Raw genomic sequence first — 15,416 nt, 5'->3', positions numbered from 1 at the left:
AATGCCGCTTCCGGCCGGCGAGGCTTCTTATTTGCAGTCGGAGATGGAACCTAGCGCGGCTGTTATGCCCTTGAGTGAGAAGACGTATTTCGTATCGTTGCCGCGAGTCGATTTTGCCGCGACCGTCATGTCGGTGCCACCCTTCATGGCGGCGATCAATTGCGGCTCCTCGGCCGCATTCTCCATCCACGCCGATTTGCCGCGGGTGAACATGGAAAAGCTCTTGTTTCCGACTGTGACCGTCACCTTCGACTTGTCCTGGAGGTCATAGCCGGCAATGAATTGCGGCTCGTAGCTCACATTCTGCCCCGGCCTCTGGCTGACGAAGAAGAAGATGTCGCCATGGTCGAGATTCTTCGGTTCCTTTTCTGTCGGGACCGTCAGGACATAGCAGACTTTCCCGTTCTTCGACGGATAGGAATAGGTGCCCCATGCGTTGTGCTGGCCGATCTTGGTGGCCGACTGCGCCATCGCCGGCGCGGCAAACGCCAGCGCGATGAGACATGAAAAGGTTAGAATTCGTGCGCGATGCATTGTTGCCGTTTTCCCTTTGTCATGTGTAACGCCGTTCGGGCTCCGGCCTTTCGGCGGCGCCCGATGCATTCACTTTGATTTAATTTGGGTTACCAAAACGTGAATCCCCCAATTCGCCGTCGCGCCGGCAACCCCGCCGCCCTGCCGCATGCGTCGAGAAACGCGCTTGTGATGCTCGGCAGGCCCTGGCTCGTCGGTTGGAAATCACGAAAAAGGCGAGAGTTTGACCCGGCCGAATGCTGGAGCCGAGGGGCAAGGCGGCCAAATGCCGCAAAATCGGATCACGAATCCTCGGAAAGCGCCTCACGCGCAGCGGCGCGATGGGCCGGCGTGATGTGTGATCGGATCGCGGTGATCGCAGCCGTCAGCACGGCCACGTCGTCGGTGAAACCGAGGCCGAAGATGAAGTCGGGAATGAAATCGGTCGGCAGCACGAAATAAGCGAGCGCCGCCAGGAGAATGCCGCGCACGCACGTCGGCGTCCTTGTGTCGAGCGCGCAGTAATAGGCGGCGACCACGTCCTCCATGAAGGGAACCTGACGCGCCGCGCGCTTGGCCGTGCGCCAGAACTGACCGCGCACCCGCTCCTCGCGTTCCCGGTTGCGGTCGCGGTTTCCCGGCGTGAGGATCTCGTCTATTCGGGCCTTGTCCATGGGCCGAATGTGGCGTCTGGCGCGCCCGCGCGCAAGATCAGGCCTCCGCGAAACCATCCATACGTCGGGCAAGGTCGAAATCGAGCTCGGTGAGGCCGCCGGCATCATGCGTGGAAAGCGTCACGTTGACGGTTTTGTAGACGTTCGACCAGTCGGGGTGATGGCCGAGTTTCTCCGCGGCGAGGGCCGCGCGCGTCATGAAGCCGAAGGCCTCGGAAAAATTGCGGAAGTCGAATTTGCGCGAAATCGACTTACCGCCGACATCCAGCGTCCAGCCATCCAGTTCCTGCAGCGCACCGTCAACCGCAGCGCGTTCGAGCTTTTCGCGTGCCATGCTCGTCTCCCTTCCTTCGCTGTCCGCCGAAGATAGCGCAGGCGTGGGAGATGAACCGTTTTGGCCTATCGGCCGATCCGTGAAATATCCGCGGCGGGTGCACTGTAGGGACGTGTTGCATCGCCGGCAGTCAGCGGCCAGGCCTCTTCGACGACATAGGGGCCGCCACCGACCGAATCCTTCGACGACATCAGCACGAAGCGCGACACGCGGAATGGCGCGGTACGGAAATTGCCCCGTGCCGAAAGATAGACGGCGACTTCGGCCGGACTGACATTCCTCAACCGGGCGATGGTGACGTGCGGCATGAATTTGCGGGCATCGGCGGGCAGGCCGAGCCTCTGGCAGATGCGCTCGATCTCGCCCTGCAGCGCGTTAAGGTCGGGCGAGGCCATGGCGCCGGCCCAAAGCGCGTGCGGCTTCTTCGATCCGAAGGCGCCGACGCCGGAAAGGGTGAGTTGGAAGGATCGGCGACGCACCCGATCGAGCGCGTCGGCGATCTCATCGGCGACATGGCCCTCGACATCGCCGATGAAGCGCAAGGTGAGGTGGTAGTTCTCCACATCGATCCAGCGGGCGCCGGGCAGGCCGCCGCGCAGGAGCGACAGCGAAAGGGCGGCATCACGCGGAATTTCGAGGGCGGTGAAAAGGCGTGGCATTTGATCGGCCCTCCTCGAATCGATTACCCCATGGCAGCGAATCACCGATTGCGGGGCGGAGCAAGTCGTTTGTGCGGCTCTGGGGAAAACGCGGGCGGAGACGATTCGTTTCAGTCACCGCCGCGGCCGCAGGACACCTGCAGCGGGAAAGCCCGCTTATGCCGATTTGATCCTCATGAGTTTTTTCCAGGCTTGCCGAGCGCCTTTTCGACGATCGGGAGCGCGCCCGAGACGATGCGATCCACGCCTTTCGCATTCGGATGCATGCCGTCCTTGAGTTGCAGGTCCGGGTGCCCGGCAACGCCGTCGAGGAAAAACGGGTAGAGCGGTAGTGAATATTCGGCTGCCAAATCCGGATAAATGGCGTCGAACGCCTTCTGGTAGTCCGGGCCGAGATTGGGCGCGGCCTTCATGCCGAAAAGCACCACCTTGATATCGCGCGCCCGCAGCCGCTCGATCATCGCTTCGAGGTTCTTCTTCGTCAGCGCCGGATCGATGCCGCGCAGCATGTCGTTGGAGCCGAGTTCGAGGATGACCAGATCGGTCCCATCCGGAACCGACCAGTCGAGCCGCGCCTGCCCGTCGCTCGTGGTGTCGCCGGAGACGCCGGCATTGGTCACGGTCGCGTAGTAACCGTTCTTCTTAAGAGCATCCTGCAGTTTGGCAGCGAAGGGTTCTCCGGGGCCGAGTTCGTATCCGGCCATCAGGCTGTCGCCCATGCCGACGATGCTCACCGGATCGGCCGCTGCCGGCGCGACGGCCAGCGCCGCCATAATGGCGACAAGCAAAGCCCTGAAAAGAATTTTGAAAGCCGCCATCCGGAACCCATATGCTTCTGAAAACCTCTAGCCCTGCCCAATATAGGACGGATCGCCCGTGACTGAAGCCGTGCCCGCGATCGATGCCGTCATTGCGCTGAGCGACGTGTCCCTGACGCTGGGCGAAGGCGCATCGCAGGTCCATGTGCTGAAGGGCGTGACGCTTTCGGTGGCACGCGGCGAGACTTCGGGCATCGTCGGGCCCTCCGGATCGGGCAAGTCGACGCTTTTGATGGTGATCGCGGGACTGGAGCGGGTCGACAGCGGCACGGTGACGATTGCCGGCGAGACTTTGAACGGCAAGAGCGAGGACCAGGTTGCGGCCTTCCGCGGCCGTAATGTCGGCATCGTTTTCCAGTCCTTCCACCTGATCCCCAACATGACGGCACTGGAGAACGTCGCCGTGCCGCTGGAGCTTGCCGGCCGCAAGGATCCGTTCATGGTCGCCGAGCGCGAGCTTGCAGCAGTCGGCCTGAAGGAGCGCATGACGCATTATCCCGGTGAGCTTTCAGGTGGCGAGCAGCAACGCGTGGCGATCGCGCGCGCGCTGGCGCCGGAACCGCCGATCCTGATCGCAGACGAACCGACCGGCAATCTCGACCAGGCGACTGGAAGGCAGATTGCCGATCTACTCTTCACGACCGCCAGGGAGCGCGGCACGACGCTGTTGCTGGTCACGCACGATGCGGCGCTCGCTGCACGCTGTGGACGACAGATCGGCATGCGTTCGGGTCGCATCGAGGCGGCGCCGGCGCTCAAGGTCACGGCCTAGGCGATGCGCTGCGGGGATGCGCTTCGCCTCGCCTTTCGCTTCTCGCTGCGCGAGATGCGCGGCGGGCTTCGCGGTTTCGCGGTTTTCCTTACCTGCATCGCGCTTGGCGTGGCCGCCATCGGCGGCGTCAATTCCGTCGCCGAGGCGATCGGCACCAGCGTATCGGACCAGGGCCGTGTCCTGCTTGGCGGCGATATACGCTATCAACTCATTCAACGTGAGGCCGACGATGCGGAGCGCGCCTATTTCAGCGATCTCGGCACCGTTGCCGAAAGCGCCAATCTGCGCTCGATGGCGCGCCTACCCGACGGCGCGGATCAAGCTCTGGTTGAGGTGAAAGCGGTGAGCGACGCCTATCCGCTGTACGGCAAGCTTGCCACCGCACCGGCACTTTCGCATGACGCGCTCTTCGGCGAGGAGAACGGCGTCTATGGCGCCGCCGCGCCCGATATATTGTTCGCCCGGCTGCACCTGAAGCCCGGCGACCGGATCAAGCTCGGCAAGGCGACGATCGAACTCAGGGCAAGGCTCGTCGACGAGCCGGATGCCGTGTCGGACGGCTTCGCCTTCGCGCCGCGCCTCCTCGTCTCGCTCGATGCGCTCCATGCCTCGGGTCTGATTCAGCCGGGTAGCCTGGTCAAGCATATCTACAAGGTGAAATTGCCGGCCGGAACGAGTGATGCGGCGTTGAAGAAGATCAGCGACGAGGCCGGCGACAAGTTCCCTGAGGCCGGCTGGAGCGTCCGCACCCGCATGAACGCCGCGCCGGCCCTTGCCTCCAACATCGAGCGCTTCACGCAATTCCTGACCCTCGTCGGGTTGACGGCGCTGATCGTCGGCGGTGTCGGCGTCGCCAATGCTGTGCGCGCCTATCTCGACGGCAAGCGGGGCGTCATCGCCACCTTCAAGAGCCTCGGCGCCTCGGGCGGCTTCGTCTTCACCGTCTATCTCGTCCAGATCGGCCTGCTCGCGCTGATCGGCATCGTCACCGGCCTCGTGGTCGCCGCCGCGCTCCCCTTTGTAGCCGGTTGGGCGCTATCCTCCGTCATCCCCGTGCCGGCCGAAGGCGGCATCTATCCCGGTGCGCTCGCCATGGCCGCTCTCTTCGGTGTTCTGGTAACACTCGCCTTCGCGCTCTTGCCGCTCGGCCGCGCCCGCGACGTTCCGGCGACGGCGCTCTTTCGCGAGATGGGCTTCGAGGCGAGTGGATTGCCGCGCCGCCCCTATCTTGCCGCGGCAGGCGGGATCGTGATCGTGCTGGCCCTGCTTTCCGTCTGGTACGCCAGCGACCGGCATATCGCCGTCATCTTCGTCATCGCGGCCGCGTTCGCCTTCCTCGTGCTGAGAAGCGTCGGCTGGGGGGTGCAGTTCCTGGCGCGCCGAAGCCCACGCGTGCGCTCGACCGCGCTTCGGTTGGCCATCGGCAACATCCACCGGCCGGGGGCGTTGACGGGTTCCGTGGTGCTCTCGCTCGGGCTTGGACTAACGCTCGTCGCTGCCCTCGCCCTGATCGACGGCAATCTGAGGCATCAGATCGCCGACAGCCTGCCGGAAAAGGCGCCGAACTTCTTCTTCGTCGACATCCAGGGAAACCAGGTCGACGATTTCACCAGTCTGGCGGCAAAGGAGGCTCCGGGAGCGAAGATAGAGCGCGTGCCGATGCTGCGCGGCCGCGTCATGGCCCTGAACGGCGTACCTTCCAAGGATATCAAGGCACCGCCTGAGGGCGCCTGGGTGCTGCGTGGCGACCGCGGCCTCACCTATGCGGAGGAAAAGCCGAAGAACGCCACCATCACCGAGGGAAGTTGGTGGCCGAAAGACTATTCCGGGCCGCCGCTGGTCTCCTTCTCGGAAGACGAAGCGCACGCGCTCGGCGTCAAGGTCGGCGACACGCTGACCGTCAACGTTCTCGGCCGCAACGTGACGGCGAAAGTCGCCAATCTGCGCAAGGTCGAATGGGAGACGCTCGGCATCAATTTCGTCTTTATCTTCTCGCCCAACACACTCGCCGGCGCGCCGCATGCCTGGATCGCCACGCTGACCATGCCGGGCGCGACACCGGCGGACGAGGCACGCATCCTGGGCGCCGTGACGCGTGACTTTCCGGCTGTGACCACGATCCGTGTCAAGGACGCGCTCGAAGTGGTCAACCGCCTCGTCGGACAATTGGCGACGGCGATAAGGGCAGCGGCCGCGCTCGCCCTTCTCGCCTCCGTACTGGTGCTGGCAGGCGCGCTCGCAGCCGGCCACCGCGCCCGCATCCACGATGCGGTGGTGCTGAAGACGCTCGGCGCCACAAGGCGCACGCTGATCGCCGCCTTCGCGCTCGAATACGCGCTGATCGGACTGGCGACGGCGGTTTTCGCGCTTTTCGCCGGCGGCGTGTCGGGCTGGTATGTGGTGACGGAGATCATGAAGCTGCCGTCGCGTTTCCTGCCCGAAGTCGCGGTCTCGACCGTGGGAATAGCACTGGCATTGACGGTCGGCTTCGGCCTTGCCGGCACCTGGCGAATCCTCGGCCAGAAAGCGGCGCCGGTTCTGCGCAACCTGTAGGTTCTTCAGGAACCGGTCAGCGCGGCCGGCGCCCGGGCTTTTCCGCCTTTGCTGCCTCGTCGCCGGTCTGGCGCGCCTCGGACGCGAGCATGATCGGGATGCCGTCGCGCACCGGATAGGCGAGTTGCGCGAGCGGCGAGACAAGCTCGTTGCGCTCGCGGTCATAGGTGAGCGGCCCGCGCGTCAGCGGACAGGCAAGCAGTTCCAGCAGTTTGGGATCGATGACGGCACTGCGCGTATTGTCGGGCATATGGTTTCCTATTGCAGGCTGGAGCCGAAATCCTCGCGATCGCGGGCGAGCGCCATTTCCGTGATCGCGATCAGGGTCTCGGCGCGCGTCTTCAGGTCCGGCGCTTCGAGCAGCGCCTGCTTTTCCGCCGCGCCATAGGGCGACATCATCGAGAGTGCGTTGACCAACGTGGCGTTTTCGGCACGGCTGACGCTTTCCCAGTCCGCCTCCAGATCGTTCGCCTCGAGATAAGCTCGAAACACCTTGAGCAGAGCCGGGCGGTTCACGTCCTCCGCCCCCTTCTCCTCGTCGAGATCACTGAGGAAGGGCAGTACGCGGCACTGCCGAAAAGGCGTCCTAGTATGCAGCTCTTCCGCCACGCGGAAGCGGCATACACCCTGAAGCGAGATGAGATAGCGGCCGTCGCCCGTCTCCGCGAAGGTCGTGATGCGGCCGGCGCATCCGACTTCACACAGTTTCGGCTCACCGCCCGGCTTCAATTCACCCTCGAGGTTCGGCTGGATCATGCCGATCACGCGGTCGCCACCGATGGCGTGATCGATCATTTCGAGATAGCGCGGCTCGAAGACGTTGAGCGGCATGCGTCCGCCAGGCAGAAGCAGCGCCGCCGACAGCGGGAAGACCGGGATGGTCGCCGGAATGTCGTTTGCCCTGCGATATTGCCTGTTTCCTGCCTGCACCGTCTTCCTCTTCGCCCGGCAACCGGGAATCTGGCGCAAATTCGCTTTTTCTCAAGCGCCTGTTCCAAACGAAGCACCGATTTAGGCGATTGCGCCGCTGTCGTCAGGAAAACAGCAGCGAGGAAAGCTTCCGTCGCGCGGAAAGCGTTGCCTCGTCGGTCATGCCCCAGGCCTCGAAGAACTGCAGAAGCTGGGCACGGGCGCCGTCATCCTTCCAGGTACGATCCGCCTTGATGATGGCGAGCAGATTGTCCGCCGCTTCCTCGCGTCTGCCCATGGCATTCTGGATCATGGCAAGATCGAAGCGCGCCTGGTGGTCCTTCGGATCGGCGGCCAGTCGCCGCTCGAGTTCGGCCGGGTCGCCGATCTCCTTCACCTGCTCGGCCATTGCGATCTTCGCGCGGACGGCCGCGATCGCGGGCTGCTCCGCCTTGTCGGCCGGCACGCCGGCGAGAAGGTCGGATGCCTTGCCGGTCTCGCCTGCCTCGAAGAGCAGGTCGGCGAGCCCGGCCAGGGCATCGACGTTGTCCGCTGCTTCGGCAAGCACGGCCGAATAGATCTCGCGCGCCATATCCGTGTCGCCCTGTTGCCGCGCCTCGGCGGCCGCGGCAAGCGCTTCCTCGATGCCTGCCTTGGCCGAGCCGCCGCCAAGCTTCGCGATGAAGTCACGCACCTGGCTTTCGGGAATGGCGCCCATGAAGCCGTCGATCGGCTGACCGTCGCGGAAGGCGATGACAGCGGGGATCGACTGGATGCCGAGTTGGCCGGCGATCGTCGGGTGCTCGTCGATGTTCATCTTGACGAGCTTGACCGTACCCCTGGCCTCATGCACCGCCTTTTCGAGCACGGGCCCGAGCTGCTTGCAGGGGCCGCACCACGGCGCCCAGAAATCGACCAGCACCGGCTGGTTGCGCGATTCCTGGATGACGTCCGCGGCGAAAGTGGCGGTTGTCGTGTCCTTGACGAGGTCGGCCGGCGCCGCCTTGCCGAAAGCGTCGGCGATACCGCCCGCTCCGGCCTGGCCGTTCGGCCTCTCTCCGAACTGTATCTCCGTCTTGTAACCTTGTGTCCCACCGCCATAGGGCGATTGGGTCGAATTGTCCTGACTGCTCATGTCCTTCCCTTCCATCGCTTCGCCGGCGGCTTCTTTTCGTCCTGAAGCGCTCCGCGCGCGGAGGCGACGATGCTGCGCTCCAATGTGGCGATCACGTCGCCACTTTCAAGATATGGGGCTCGTGGCCGGTGGCCCTGAGAAAGGCGAGAAGATCGCCGCTCCGGATCGATGTCGTGGCCTCATTGGTCAGCGGATGGGCGTTGATGGTCTCTTCGCGCATCAGCCCCTCGTCGAGGACGATCTTCACCCGGCCCTCCGTATCGTTGACCGCGCCGAAAACGGTAACGGCGCCCGGCACGACGCCGAGCAGTTCCATCAGCATATCGGGCTTGCCGAAGGAGACGCGACCCGAGGCGCCGATCAGATTGTGGATGGTCTTGAGGTCGACGACAGCCTCCTCTTCGACCGTGACCAGGAAATAGGCGCCCTTCTTGTCTTTCAGGAAGAGGTTCTTGGTATGGCCGCCGGCGATCTCGCCGCGCAGCGACTGCGATTCAGCCACGGTGAAGAGCGGAGGATGGCGGACGGTGGAAACGGAAATGCCAAGGCTTTCGAGGAAGGCAAGGAGTTCGTCCGGCATTTTCGGCATTCGTAGAAGTCCCGTCGGTTGCTGGCGGCGGTTTAAGGCCTTTCGCGATCCGGGGAAAGCCCCGCGACGGTGCGGCCGACGCAGGCAAGGGCCAAACCCTGCCCGCTGCCGTAGTGAAGGCTCGGACGCCGGCGAGCGTCGACATTTCGCTGTTGCAATCGGCTTTCGCTTCGGCCATATAGGCGTCGCTTGCGGCCTCGCTGCCGCGCGAGCGGGTGTAGCTCAGGGGTAGAGCACAACCTTGCCAAGGTTGGGGTCGGGCGTTCGAATCGCCTCACCCGCTCCAGATTTCCTAAGAAAATCAGCGAGTTAGAGAGCCTCCTTCGGGAGGTTCTTTGCTTACACGCCCAAACGCGTCCCCACCGTGTAAGCACTATGTAAGCAGTTCAACGCGCAATTTCGGATAGCGTAGCGGCGGTTTGGCGCTTTTCAATAACCCCACATGCCCGGCTGTCAGTGAATGCGCGCTTATGCGGAGGCCCTCACCACAGTTTCGATGCGCTAACAGGCAGCAGATGGAAAGCGGCCTCCCGCCAGATGCCAGATCGATGCTGCTGGGCTGGCTGATCACACTATGATTGGAATTTCGAATGTCAGAGGGTAAGCCTTCCCCTGCGGCCGAGCCCTGGGTCTCGCCCGACCCCTTCTGCGGGGAGAGCCCCGCAACGCCCCCGATAAAGTGAGAGTGCGGGCGGGTTTCCCGTGACGGGTTGAGGGCTGGAGAAGAGGTCTCCGGCGCCCGTCGCGGAGAACCGCGATGTTCAGCAAAAACCACAGCGCCGGCGCCGGCCGAACGAACCTTTACGACGACATCACCGACAAAATCATCGCCGAGCTGGAAGCCGACCGTGCGCCCTGGGTCCAGCCATGGGGATCGGCTGCGGCCAAGGCGCCGCTCGCCATGCCCCGCAATGCCGCGACCGGGCGGCATTATTCCGGCATCAATGTGCTGATCCTCTGGGGCGCGGTGATCCAGCACGGTTTCCCCGGCCAGAACTGGCTCACCTTCCGCCAGGCGCTGTCGCTGGGCGGCAATGTTCGCAAAGGCGAGCATGGCACGACCGTCGTCTATGCCGACCGCTTTACGCCGGAGGACGAGAAGCGCCGCGCCCTCGAGACCGGTGAGGATGCCGCCGCCATTCCGTTCCTCAAGCGCTTCACCGTCTTCAACGCCGCACAATGCGACGGTTTGCCGGAGAACATCGCCGCCATCGTTCCGCCTCCGCCACCCGGCCTCATCGAGCCGCGCGTCGAGGCTCTGATCGAAGCGACGGGCATCGATTTCCGCATCGGCGGCGATCGCGCCTTCTATGTGCCAGCACACGACTATGTGCAGGTTCCTCCGCCGCAGGCCTATTTCGAGCCGATCAACTGGCACCGCACCGCCCTGCACGAGTTGGGGCACGCCACCGGACATGCCTCCCGGCTCGGCCGCGACCTGACCGGCAGTTTCGGCACGAAGAAATACGCCTTCGAGGAGCTGGTGGCCGAGATCAACGCCGCTTTCTGCTGCGCATCCCTCGGCATCACGCCGACCGTCCGCCACGCCGACTATATCGGTTCCTGGCTGGAGGTGCTGCGCGAAGACAATCGCGCCATCGTCCGCGCTGCCTCTCAGGCCAGCAAGGCGGCCGATTGGCTGCTCGGCTTCCTGCCGGACGTCGATCTCGGCTCCGACCTCGGTTCGGCCGACGACGAACGGCAGGCGGCATGATCAACCTGAAAACCGGAAAGGCGGGAAATCGGGTTTCCGTCTTCACGTCTTTCCGCTTCCGTGGCGCTGCCCTCCTTAGAGTGAGAGGGCGGCGCTTCGCTTCGTGACGGGTTGGAGGTCGAGAGAGAGGCTCTCGGCGCCCGTCGCGGAGTAAAGTCCATGGCAACTGCCGTTCAGAAGATCACCCTGTCGTCGGCGCGCGACATCCCCTTCAGCAAGCTGGTGCTGAGCCAGTCCAACGTCCGCCACGTCAAGGCCGGCGTCTCGATTGAGGAAATGGCCGAATCCATTACCCGGCACGGCCTCATCCAGAGCCTGCATGTCCGCCCGGTCCTCGATGGCGATGGCAATGAGACCGGCATGTTCGAGGTGCCCGCCGGCGGCCGCCGCTATCGCGCGCTTGAGTTGCTGGTGAAGCAGAAGCGCTTGGCCAAGAACGCTCCGGTTCCCTGTGTCATCGGCGACGCCAACAGCGACATCCTGATCGACGAGGTGTCGCTGGTCGAGAACATGGAACGCGCGCCGCTCCATCCGCTCGACCAGTTCCGCGCCTTTCAGGCCATGCGCGACAAGGGCATGACCGAGGAGGCCATCGCCGCCGCCTTCTTCGTCAGCGTCACGGTGGTGAAGCAACGCTTGCGCCTCACCTCCGTCTCACCGACCCTGCTCGAGATCTATGCCGATGACGGCATGACGCTCGAACAGCTCATGGCCTTCACCGTCAGCCCCGACCATGCCCGTCAGGAACAGGTCTGGGACGCGGTCAAGGATAGCTGGCAGAAGGAGCCCTACCAGATCCGTCGGATGCTGACCGAGACCGCGGTTCGCGCCTCCGACAAGCGGGCCGTCTTCGTCGGTGTCGACGCCTACGAGGCGGCCGGCGGCATCATGCTGCGCGATCTGTTCCAGTCCGACGATGGCGGCTGGCTGCAAGACCCGGCCCTGCTCGACCGCATGGTGGCAGAGAAGCTCAAAGCCGCAGCCGACGAGGTCGCCGAGGAAGGCTGGAAGTGGATCGAGGTCGCCGTGAGCTTCCCCTAAAGCCCCGATCGACACGCCACGAAAGGCGATGGGCGATCTCCTCGGTCATGCCGTCCGCATCGGTGTGCCCGGCAGCGTGATGGCGGCGGGCGAAGGTATTGAGACCATGCTGTCGCTTCGGCAGGTTCTGCCCGATATGGCGATCGCGCCGGCGCTCTCGGCGGCACATCTGGCCGCCATCCTGTTCCCGCCGACTTTGCGGCGACTCTATATCGTCCGCGACGACGATCCGGCTGGCGGCGGCGCGCAGGACATATTGATCGAACGGGCGAACGCCAAGGGAATCGAGGCTATTCCATTGTCGCCGGCACTCGGGGACTTCAACGAGGATCTCCGGCGGCTCGGCATCAATGCACTGCGGGCGGGCGTCCGCGTGCAACTCGCCCCAGAGGACACCCTGCGTTTCATGAACCTGGCCGCGTAGCCGGAAAGGTCTGAAGGACGGCGCGCAGCCGCCATACCCGCAGGATGCACCAGCCCCCGGAGATGGACCGCGCCTCGGCCTTCGAGAGGGCGATCGGCCCACAGTCGGGCCGGGCCGGCAATGGCGGCAGCCGACTATTTTCCGGCGGCGCGTGCCGCGCCTTTCCATCGCGAGTCAAAATAGTCGGCCTTAGCCATCGAGCCCTGCGCTTCGCTCCGGGTGCAGGCCCGTCCCGCCGATGGGCTTCGTCGCCATGAAGGCCGCGACGGTCGCGGTCCAAACCGACGGAGCATCCCATGAGCGAGCACAACGACTACGAACCGCACCACGAGTCATCCCAAACCGACCATCTGATCCAGGACTTGCAACTCCACGGCTATCGCCCCTCTGAAGACGAACGCGACCAGCGCCCGCCACCGGAAGACCGCATCATCGAAGGCGCCGTCGCCGACATCTTCGACGCCCTGGTCGGCACGATCACCGACACGAGCCTCGATTTCGATCTCCCCGATCTCCTGTGGTCGACCGTCAATATGTTCCACCGCGCCGTGGACCGGATCGAACAGAAGCTCGACGAAAACGAGCGGGCCCAAAAGCAGCTTCAGCGCGAACAGGACGGCTCGGAGGTAAAGTCCCTCCAACTCGAGCGCCTCATCGACATCGGCACGAACCTGATCGACCGGCGCGATAGCATGGAAACCTTCCGCGAGGCTGCCGCCGAGCGCTACCTGGTCGCCACCGGCTCACCCTGGTCACAACGCACCGGATCACGGGTCAACCATCGCAATCTCACTGCATCGCTGATCGACAGCCGGGATTTCCTCGCCGCCAAGCGGCGCGCTGATATCGAGGTGCTGGTTCCCGCTGGGCCGAAGATCGCCTTCTCGGGCGGTGACACCGCCGACCACAAGCAGATCTGGGCCAAGCTCGATCAGATCCACACCAAGCACCCCGATATAGTGCTGCTGCACGGCGGCTCGCCGAAAGGCGCCGAAAAGATCGCGTCTCGCTGGGCCGACAGCCGCAAAGTGCCGCAGGTCGCCTTCAAGCCCGATTGGACGAAGCACGCCAAGGCCGCACCGTTCAAACGCAATGACCAGATGCTCAGCGTGGTGCCGATCGGGGTCGTGATCTTCCCTGGCAGCGGCATTCAGGACAATCTGGCCGATAAGGCTCGGAAGATGGGCATACCGGTCTATCGGTTCGGCTCGGGCGGCGCGTGAGCGCCGCGGGGCCAGCCACCTTGAAAAGTGATGGCACATTCTCTATCTTGCTATCATAGCTATCAATCTCGCAGGAGGGCTATCATGCCCGCGGTCACGATCCGGAACCTGTCCGATGCGACGCACCGTGCCCTCAAAGTGCGGGCGGCGCAGCACGGCCGCAGCGCCGAGGCGGAAATGCGCGACATCCTCGAAACGGCCGTCCGCCCCGAAACCCGGCTGCGGCTTGGCACGGTCCTCGCCGAGGCCAGCCGTCGCATCGGCTTGACCAATGACGACGTCGAGGCTCTTGAGCAAACCTTTGATCGAAAGCCCGCCGAGCCCATGAGCTTCGAATGATCGTCCTCGACACCAATGTTGTCTCGGAGACGATGAAGCCCGCTCCGAGCCAAATCGTCCAACGCTGGCTCGACGAGCAGGCCGCCGCGACGCTTTACCTGTCGAGCGTCACCATCGCGGAGGCTATGTTCGGCATCAGGACGATGCCGGACGGCAAGCGCAAGCAGGGGCTCACGGAGGCTCTTGCGGTTTGGATCAACCTGTTCGAGGGGCGCATTTTGCCCTTCGATCTCGATGCTGCCCGCCACTATGCCGATCTCGGTGCGCTCGCTCGAGCGTCCGGGAAAGGCTTTCCGACACCCGACGGCTACATTGCCGCCATCGCCGCCTCCAAGGGATTTGCCGTCGCCACCCGCGACCCCAGCGCCTTTCATGCGGCTGGCCTTGAAGTCATCGATCCGTGGAAGGCGGAGCACTGACAACAAGCCGCGGACACGAGGTTGTGTCGAATTCGTTGAGGCAAAACCCGAGCGACACCAGGGCATCCTGGGTCTCCTGACCGGCGGCCACCCCGGCTTCAAGACGCTGATCCTTGGGTTCAGCCGACGGCCTGACGCCATCAACCCGTAAAGGGTCGGACAACGCTTAGCGTGCCGCCGCTCCGGCTTGGCCTGCGCGGTGATTGCGACCACCGGCCGAACACTTCGGGCGCCTGTCAGCGGAGGATGGACCTCCGCTCAAACAGGAGCCAGGTCGATGTCCTTCCAAACCGCTCACGCCTTCGCCTTCGGCCTTGCCACCACCCTGATGGCCGCGATCGTCATCTACCGCGCCGGCGACGGCACGCTCTCCGTCGCCCCGGCCTCGGAATACGACGGCGACGAAGCCGCCATCGTCGGCGAAATCGACCCCTTCGCCTCATGACGAGGCAATATCACGTCCGCGGACTTGAAGACCTTCGCGGTTCCCGCGGGCGCTCATGATTTGCTATGCTCGACGTTGCGTCACGGTGGTGGTGGAAGGCGCTAGAGCTATCCTATCGGAGTCGCCACCATGATTATTCTCGGAACCCTCCTTAACATGGTCGCAATCGGCTTCCTCTGCTGGTTGCTGTTCACGCTCGCCGTCTTCACACTTCCATTCTTCGTCGGCGTGACCACCGGTATGTGGGTGTTCAACTCAGACGCTGGCTGGTTTGGCGCCATCCTCGTCGGCACGCTTGCGGCCGGGCCCACCTTCGGCATTGGCCAGCTTCTGCTCGGAATCGTGCGGCCACTCTGGGCGAAGTTCATGATCGCGCTCGTCTTCGTCGCTCCGGCGGCCGTTGCCGGCTGCCACGCGACGCATGGCATCGCGAAGCACCTCATACCATCGGGCGTATGGCAGACCGCATTCTCGATTTTTGGCGCTGCCGCAGTCGGCGTTGCGGCGTTCATCCGGATCGCGGGCGCAGCAAGCGCCGGCCAACCCGGCCAAGGCATTGCACGGGCCTAAGATCTGCACCACGGCGCGGCGAACCAAAGGCCATGGCGAGTCGCATCGGCGTTAAATCCCTCGGCATATAGTGGCGGTCTCCCGCAGCGTCTTGTCGGCCCATGCACGGGCGGCTCTTGTTGCTGCCTATGCGCCAGGAAGCCATCTCGCGCAGACAACACTGAGACGGGGAAGTCCGTGTTCTCACGGGTGCCCTGATGCGAAGTGCGGAGATCGTCGGCCTGAAATGAGGGAGCATGCGGCGATGAGCGCAGGGTTGCCGGTTCGAATGTGTTGGTGGTCGCC

17 protein-coding genes, 1 tRNA gene and 2 pseudogenes are annotated in these 15,416 nt (G+C 64.1%); 11 read left to right on the top strand and 9 right to left on the bottom strand.

Features of this window, described 5'->3' with window-relative positions; translation table 11 throughout:
• Nucleotides 1-27: 27 nt before the first annotated feature.
• The 5 genes from RBH77_RS05355 to RBH77_RS05335 form a co-directional block, all read right to left on the bottom strand.
• The gene (locus tag RBH77_RS05355; protein ID WP_311031090.1) at nucleotides 28-534 is read right to left on the bottom strand and encodes an invasion associated locus B family protein; all 507 of its coding nucleotides are present in this window, start codon (nucleotides 532-534) and stop codon (nucleotides 28-30) included.
• Between the two features lie 281 nt (nucleotides 535-815).
• On the bottom strand, nucleotides 816-1,187 hold the full coding sequence (locus RBH77_RS05350) for a YkvA family protein (protein ID WP_311031089.1): 372 nt from the start codon (nucleotides 1,185-1,187) through the stop codon (nucleotides 816-818).
• Between the two features lie 37 nt (nucleotides 1,188-1,224).
• Entirely contained in the window at nucleotides 1,225-1,521 is a 297-nt protein-coding gene (locus RBH77_RS05345) for a 4a-hydroxytetrahydrobiopterin dehydratase (protein ID WP_311031088.1), read from the bottom strand.
• Between the two features lie 65 nt (nucleotides 1,522-1,586).
• Entirely contained in the window at nucleotides 1,587-2,180 is a 594-nt protein-coding gene (thpR, locus tag RBH77_RS05340; RefSeq protein ID WP_311031087.1) for an RNA 2',3'-cyclic phosphodiesterase, read from the bottom strand.
• A 173-nt stretch (nucleotides 2,181-2,353) separates the two neighbouring features.
• Nucleotides 2,354-2,998 (bottom strand): arylesterase, encoded by a 645-nt coding sequence (locus RBH77_RS05335; protein ID WP_311031086.1) that lies wholly within the window; start codon nucleotides 2,996-2,998, stop codon nucleotides 2,354-2,356.
• Between the two features lie 58 nt (nucleotides 2,999-3,056).
• Between RBH77_RS05335 and RBH77_RS05330 the strand changes: the two genes are divergently transcribed.
• The gene (locus tag RBH77_RS05330) at nucleotides 3,057-3,770 is read left to right on the top strand and encodes an ABC transporter ATP-binding protein (RefSeq protein ID WP_311031085.1); all 714 of its coding nucleotides are present in this window, start codon (nucleotides 3,057-3,059) and stop codon (nucleotides 3,768-3,770) included.
• A gap of 3 nt (nucleotides 3,771-3,773) precedes the next feature.
• Nucleotides 3,774-6,323: an ABC transporter permease gene (locus tag RBH77_RS05325; protein ID WP_311031084.1), complete on the top strand. Its 2,550-nt coding sequence runs from the start codon at nucleotides 3,774-3,776 to the stop codon at nucleotides 6,321-6,323.
• A 16-nt stretch (nucleotides 6,324-6,339) separates the two neighbouring features.
• Here the strand turns inward: RBH77_RS05325 and RBH77_RS05320 are convergent, their stop codons facing one another.
• The 4 genes from RBH77_RS05320 to RBH77_RS05305 all read right to left on the bottom strand — a co-directional run bounded on the left by RBH77_RS05320 (nucleotide 6,340) and on the right by RBH77_RS05305 (nucleotide 8,956).
• The gene (locus RBH77_RS05320) at nucleotides 6,340-6,573 is read right to left on the bottom strand and encodes a Trm112 family protein (RefSeq protein WP_311031083.1); all 234 of its coding nucleotides are present in this window, start codon (nucleotides 6,571-6,573) and stop codon (nucleotides 6,340-6,342) included.
• Between the two features lie 8 nt (nucleotides 6,574-6,581).
• Nucleotides 6,582-7,253 carry an LON peptidase substrate-binding domain-containing protein gene (locus tag RBH77_RS05315; protein ID WP_311032434.1) on the bottom strand — a complete coding sequence of 224 codons (672 nt, stop codon included), beginning with the start codon at nucleotides 7,251-7,253 and terminating at the stop codon, nucleotides 6,582-6,584.
• A 103-nt stretch (nucleotides 7,254-7,356) separates the two neighbouring features.
• Nucleotides 7,357-8,367 (bottom strand): thioredoxin, encoded by a 1,011-nt coding sequence (gene trxA, locus RBH77_RS05310; protein WP_311031082.1) that lies wholly within the window; start codon nucleotides 8,365-8,367, stop codon nucleotides 7,357-7,359.
• A gap of 91 nt (nucleotides 8,368-8,458) precedes the next feature.
• The gene (locus RBH77_RS05305) at nucleotides 8,459-8,956 is read right to left on the bottom strand and encodes a prolyl-tRNA synthetase associated domain-containing protein (protein ID WP_311031081.1); all 498 of its coding nucleotides are present in this window, start codon (nucleotides 8,954-8,956) and stop codon (nucleotides 8,459-8,461) included.
• Nucleotides 8,957-9,167: 211 nt separating this feature from the next.
• Here RBH77_RS05305 and RBH77_RS05300 point away from each other — a divergent pair.
• The 9 genes and pseudogenes from RBH77_RS05300 (at nucleotide 9,168) to RBH77_RS05260 (ending at nucleotide 15,131) form a co-directional block, all read left to right on the top strand.
• A tRNA-Gly gene (locus RBH77_RS05300) sits at nucleotides 9,168-9,242 on the top strand.
• Nucleotides 9,243-9,713: 471 nt separating this feature from the next.
• Nucleotides 9,714-10,670, top strand: coding sequence for an ArdC family protein (locus tag RBH77_RS05295; RefSeq protein ID WP_311031080.1), 957 nt, complete (start codon nucleotides 9,714-9,716; stop codon nucleotides 10,668-10,670).
• Between the two features lie 159 nt (nucleotides 10,671-10,829).
• Nucleotides 10,830-11,708, top strand: a pseudogene (locus RBH77_RS05290) (ParB/RepB/Spo0J family partition protein); the annotation flags it as partial.
• Nucleotides 11,704-12,135 (top strand): annotated as a pseudogene (locus RBH77_RS05285) (toprim domain-containing protein); the annotation flags it as partial. The pseudogenes RBH77_RS05290 and RBH77_RS05285, both read left to right, overlap by 5 nt.
• Nucleotides 12,136-12,431: 296 nt before the next feature.
• On the top strand, nucleotides 12,432-13,358 hold the full coding sequence (locus RBH77_RS05280) for a DUF2493 domain-containing protein (protein WP_311031079.1): 927 nt from the start codon (nucleotides 12,432-12,434) through the stop codon (nucleotides 13,356-13,358).
• Nucleotides 13,359-13,442: 84 nt separating this feature from the next.
• Entirely contained in the window at nucleotides 13,443-13,697 is a 255-nt protein-coding gene (locus tag RBH77_RS05275; protein ID WP_311031078.1) for a FitA-like ribbon-helix-helix domain-containing protein, read from the top strand.
• On the top strand, nucleotides 13,694-14,116 hold the full coding sequence (locus tag RBH77_RS05270; protein ID WP_311031077.1) for a type II toxin-antitoxin system VapC family toxin: 423 nt from the start codon (nucleotides 13,694-13,696) through the stop codon (nucleotides 14,114-14,116). Before RBH77_RS05275 ends, RBH77_RS05270 begins: the two co-directional genes overlap by 4 nt.
• Nucleotides 14,117-14,393: 277 nt before the next feature.
• Entirely contained in the window at nucleotides 14,394-14,561 is a 168-nt protein-coding gene (locus RBH77_RS05265) for a hypothetical protein (protein ID WP_311031076.1), read from the top strand.
• 129 nt (nucleotides 14,562-14,690) lie between these two features.
• Complete coding sequence (locus tag RBH77_RS05260) at nucleotides 14,691-15,131, top strand: hypothetical protein (protein ID WP_311031075.1); 441 nt, start codon at nucleotides 14,691-14,693, stop codon at nucleotides 15,129-15,131.
• Nucleotides 15,132-15,416: the final 285 nt, after the last annotated feature.

It is taken from the genome of Mesorhizobium koreense, from assembly GCF_031656215.1.
In the GTDB taxonomy this organism is placed as follows: Bacteria; Pseudomonadota; Alphaproteobacteria; order Rhizobiales; family Rhizobiaceae; genus Mesorhizobium_L; species Mesorhizobium_L koreense.
This window is presented reverse-complemented; position numbering and strand designations above follow the sequence as displayed.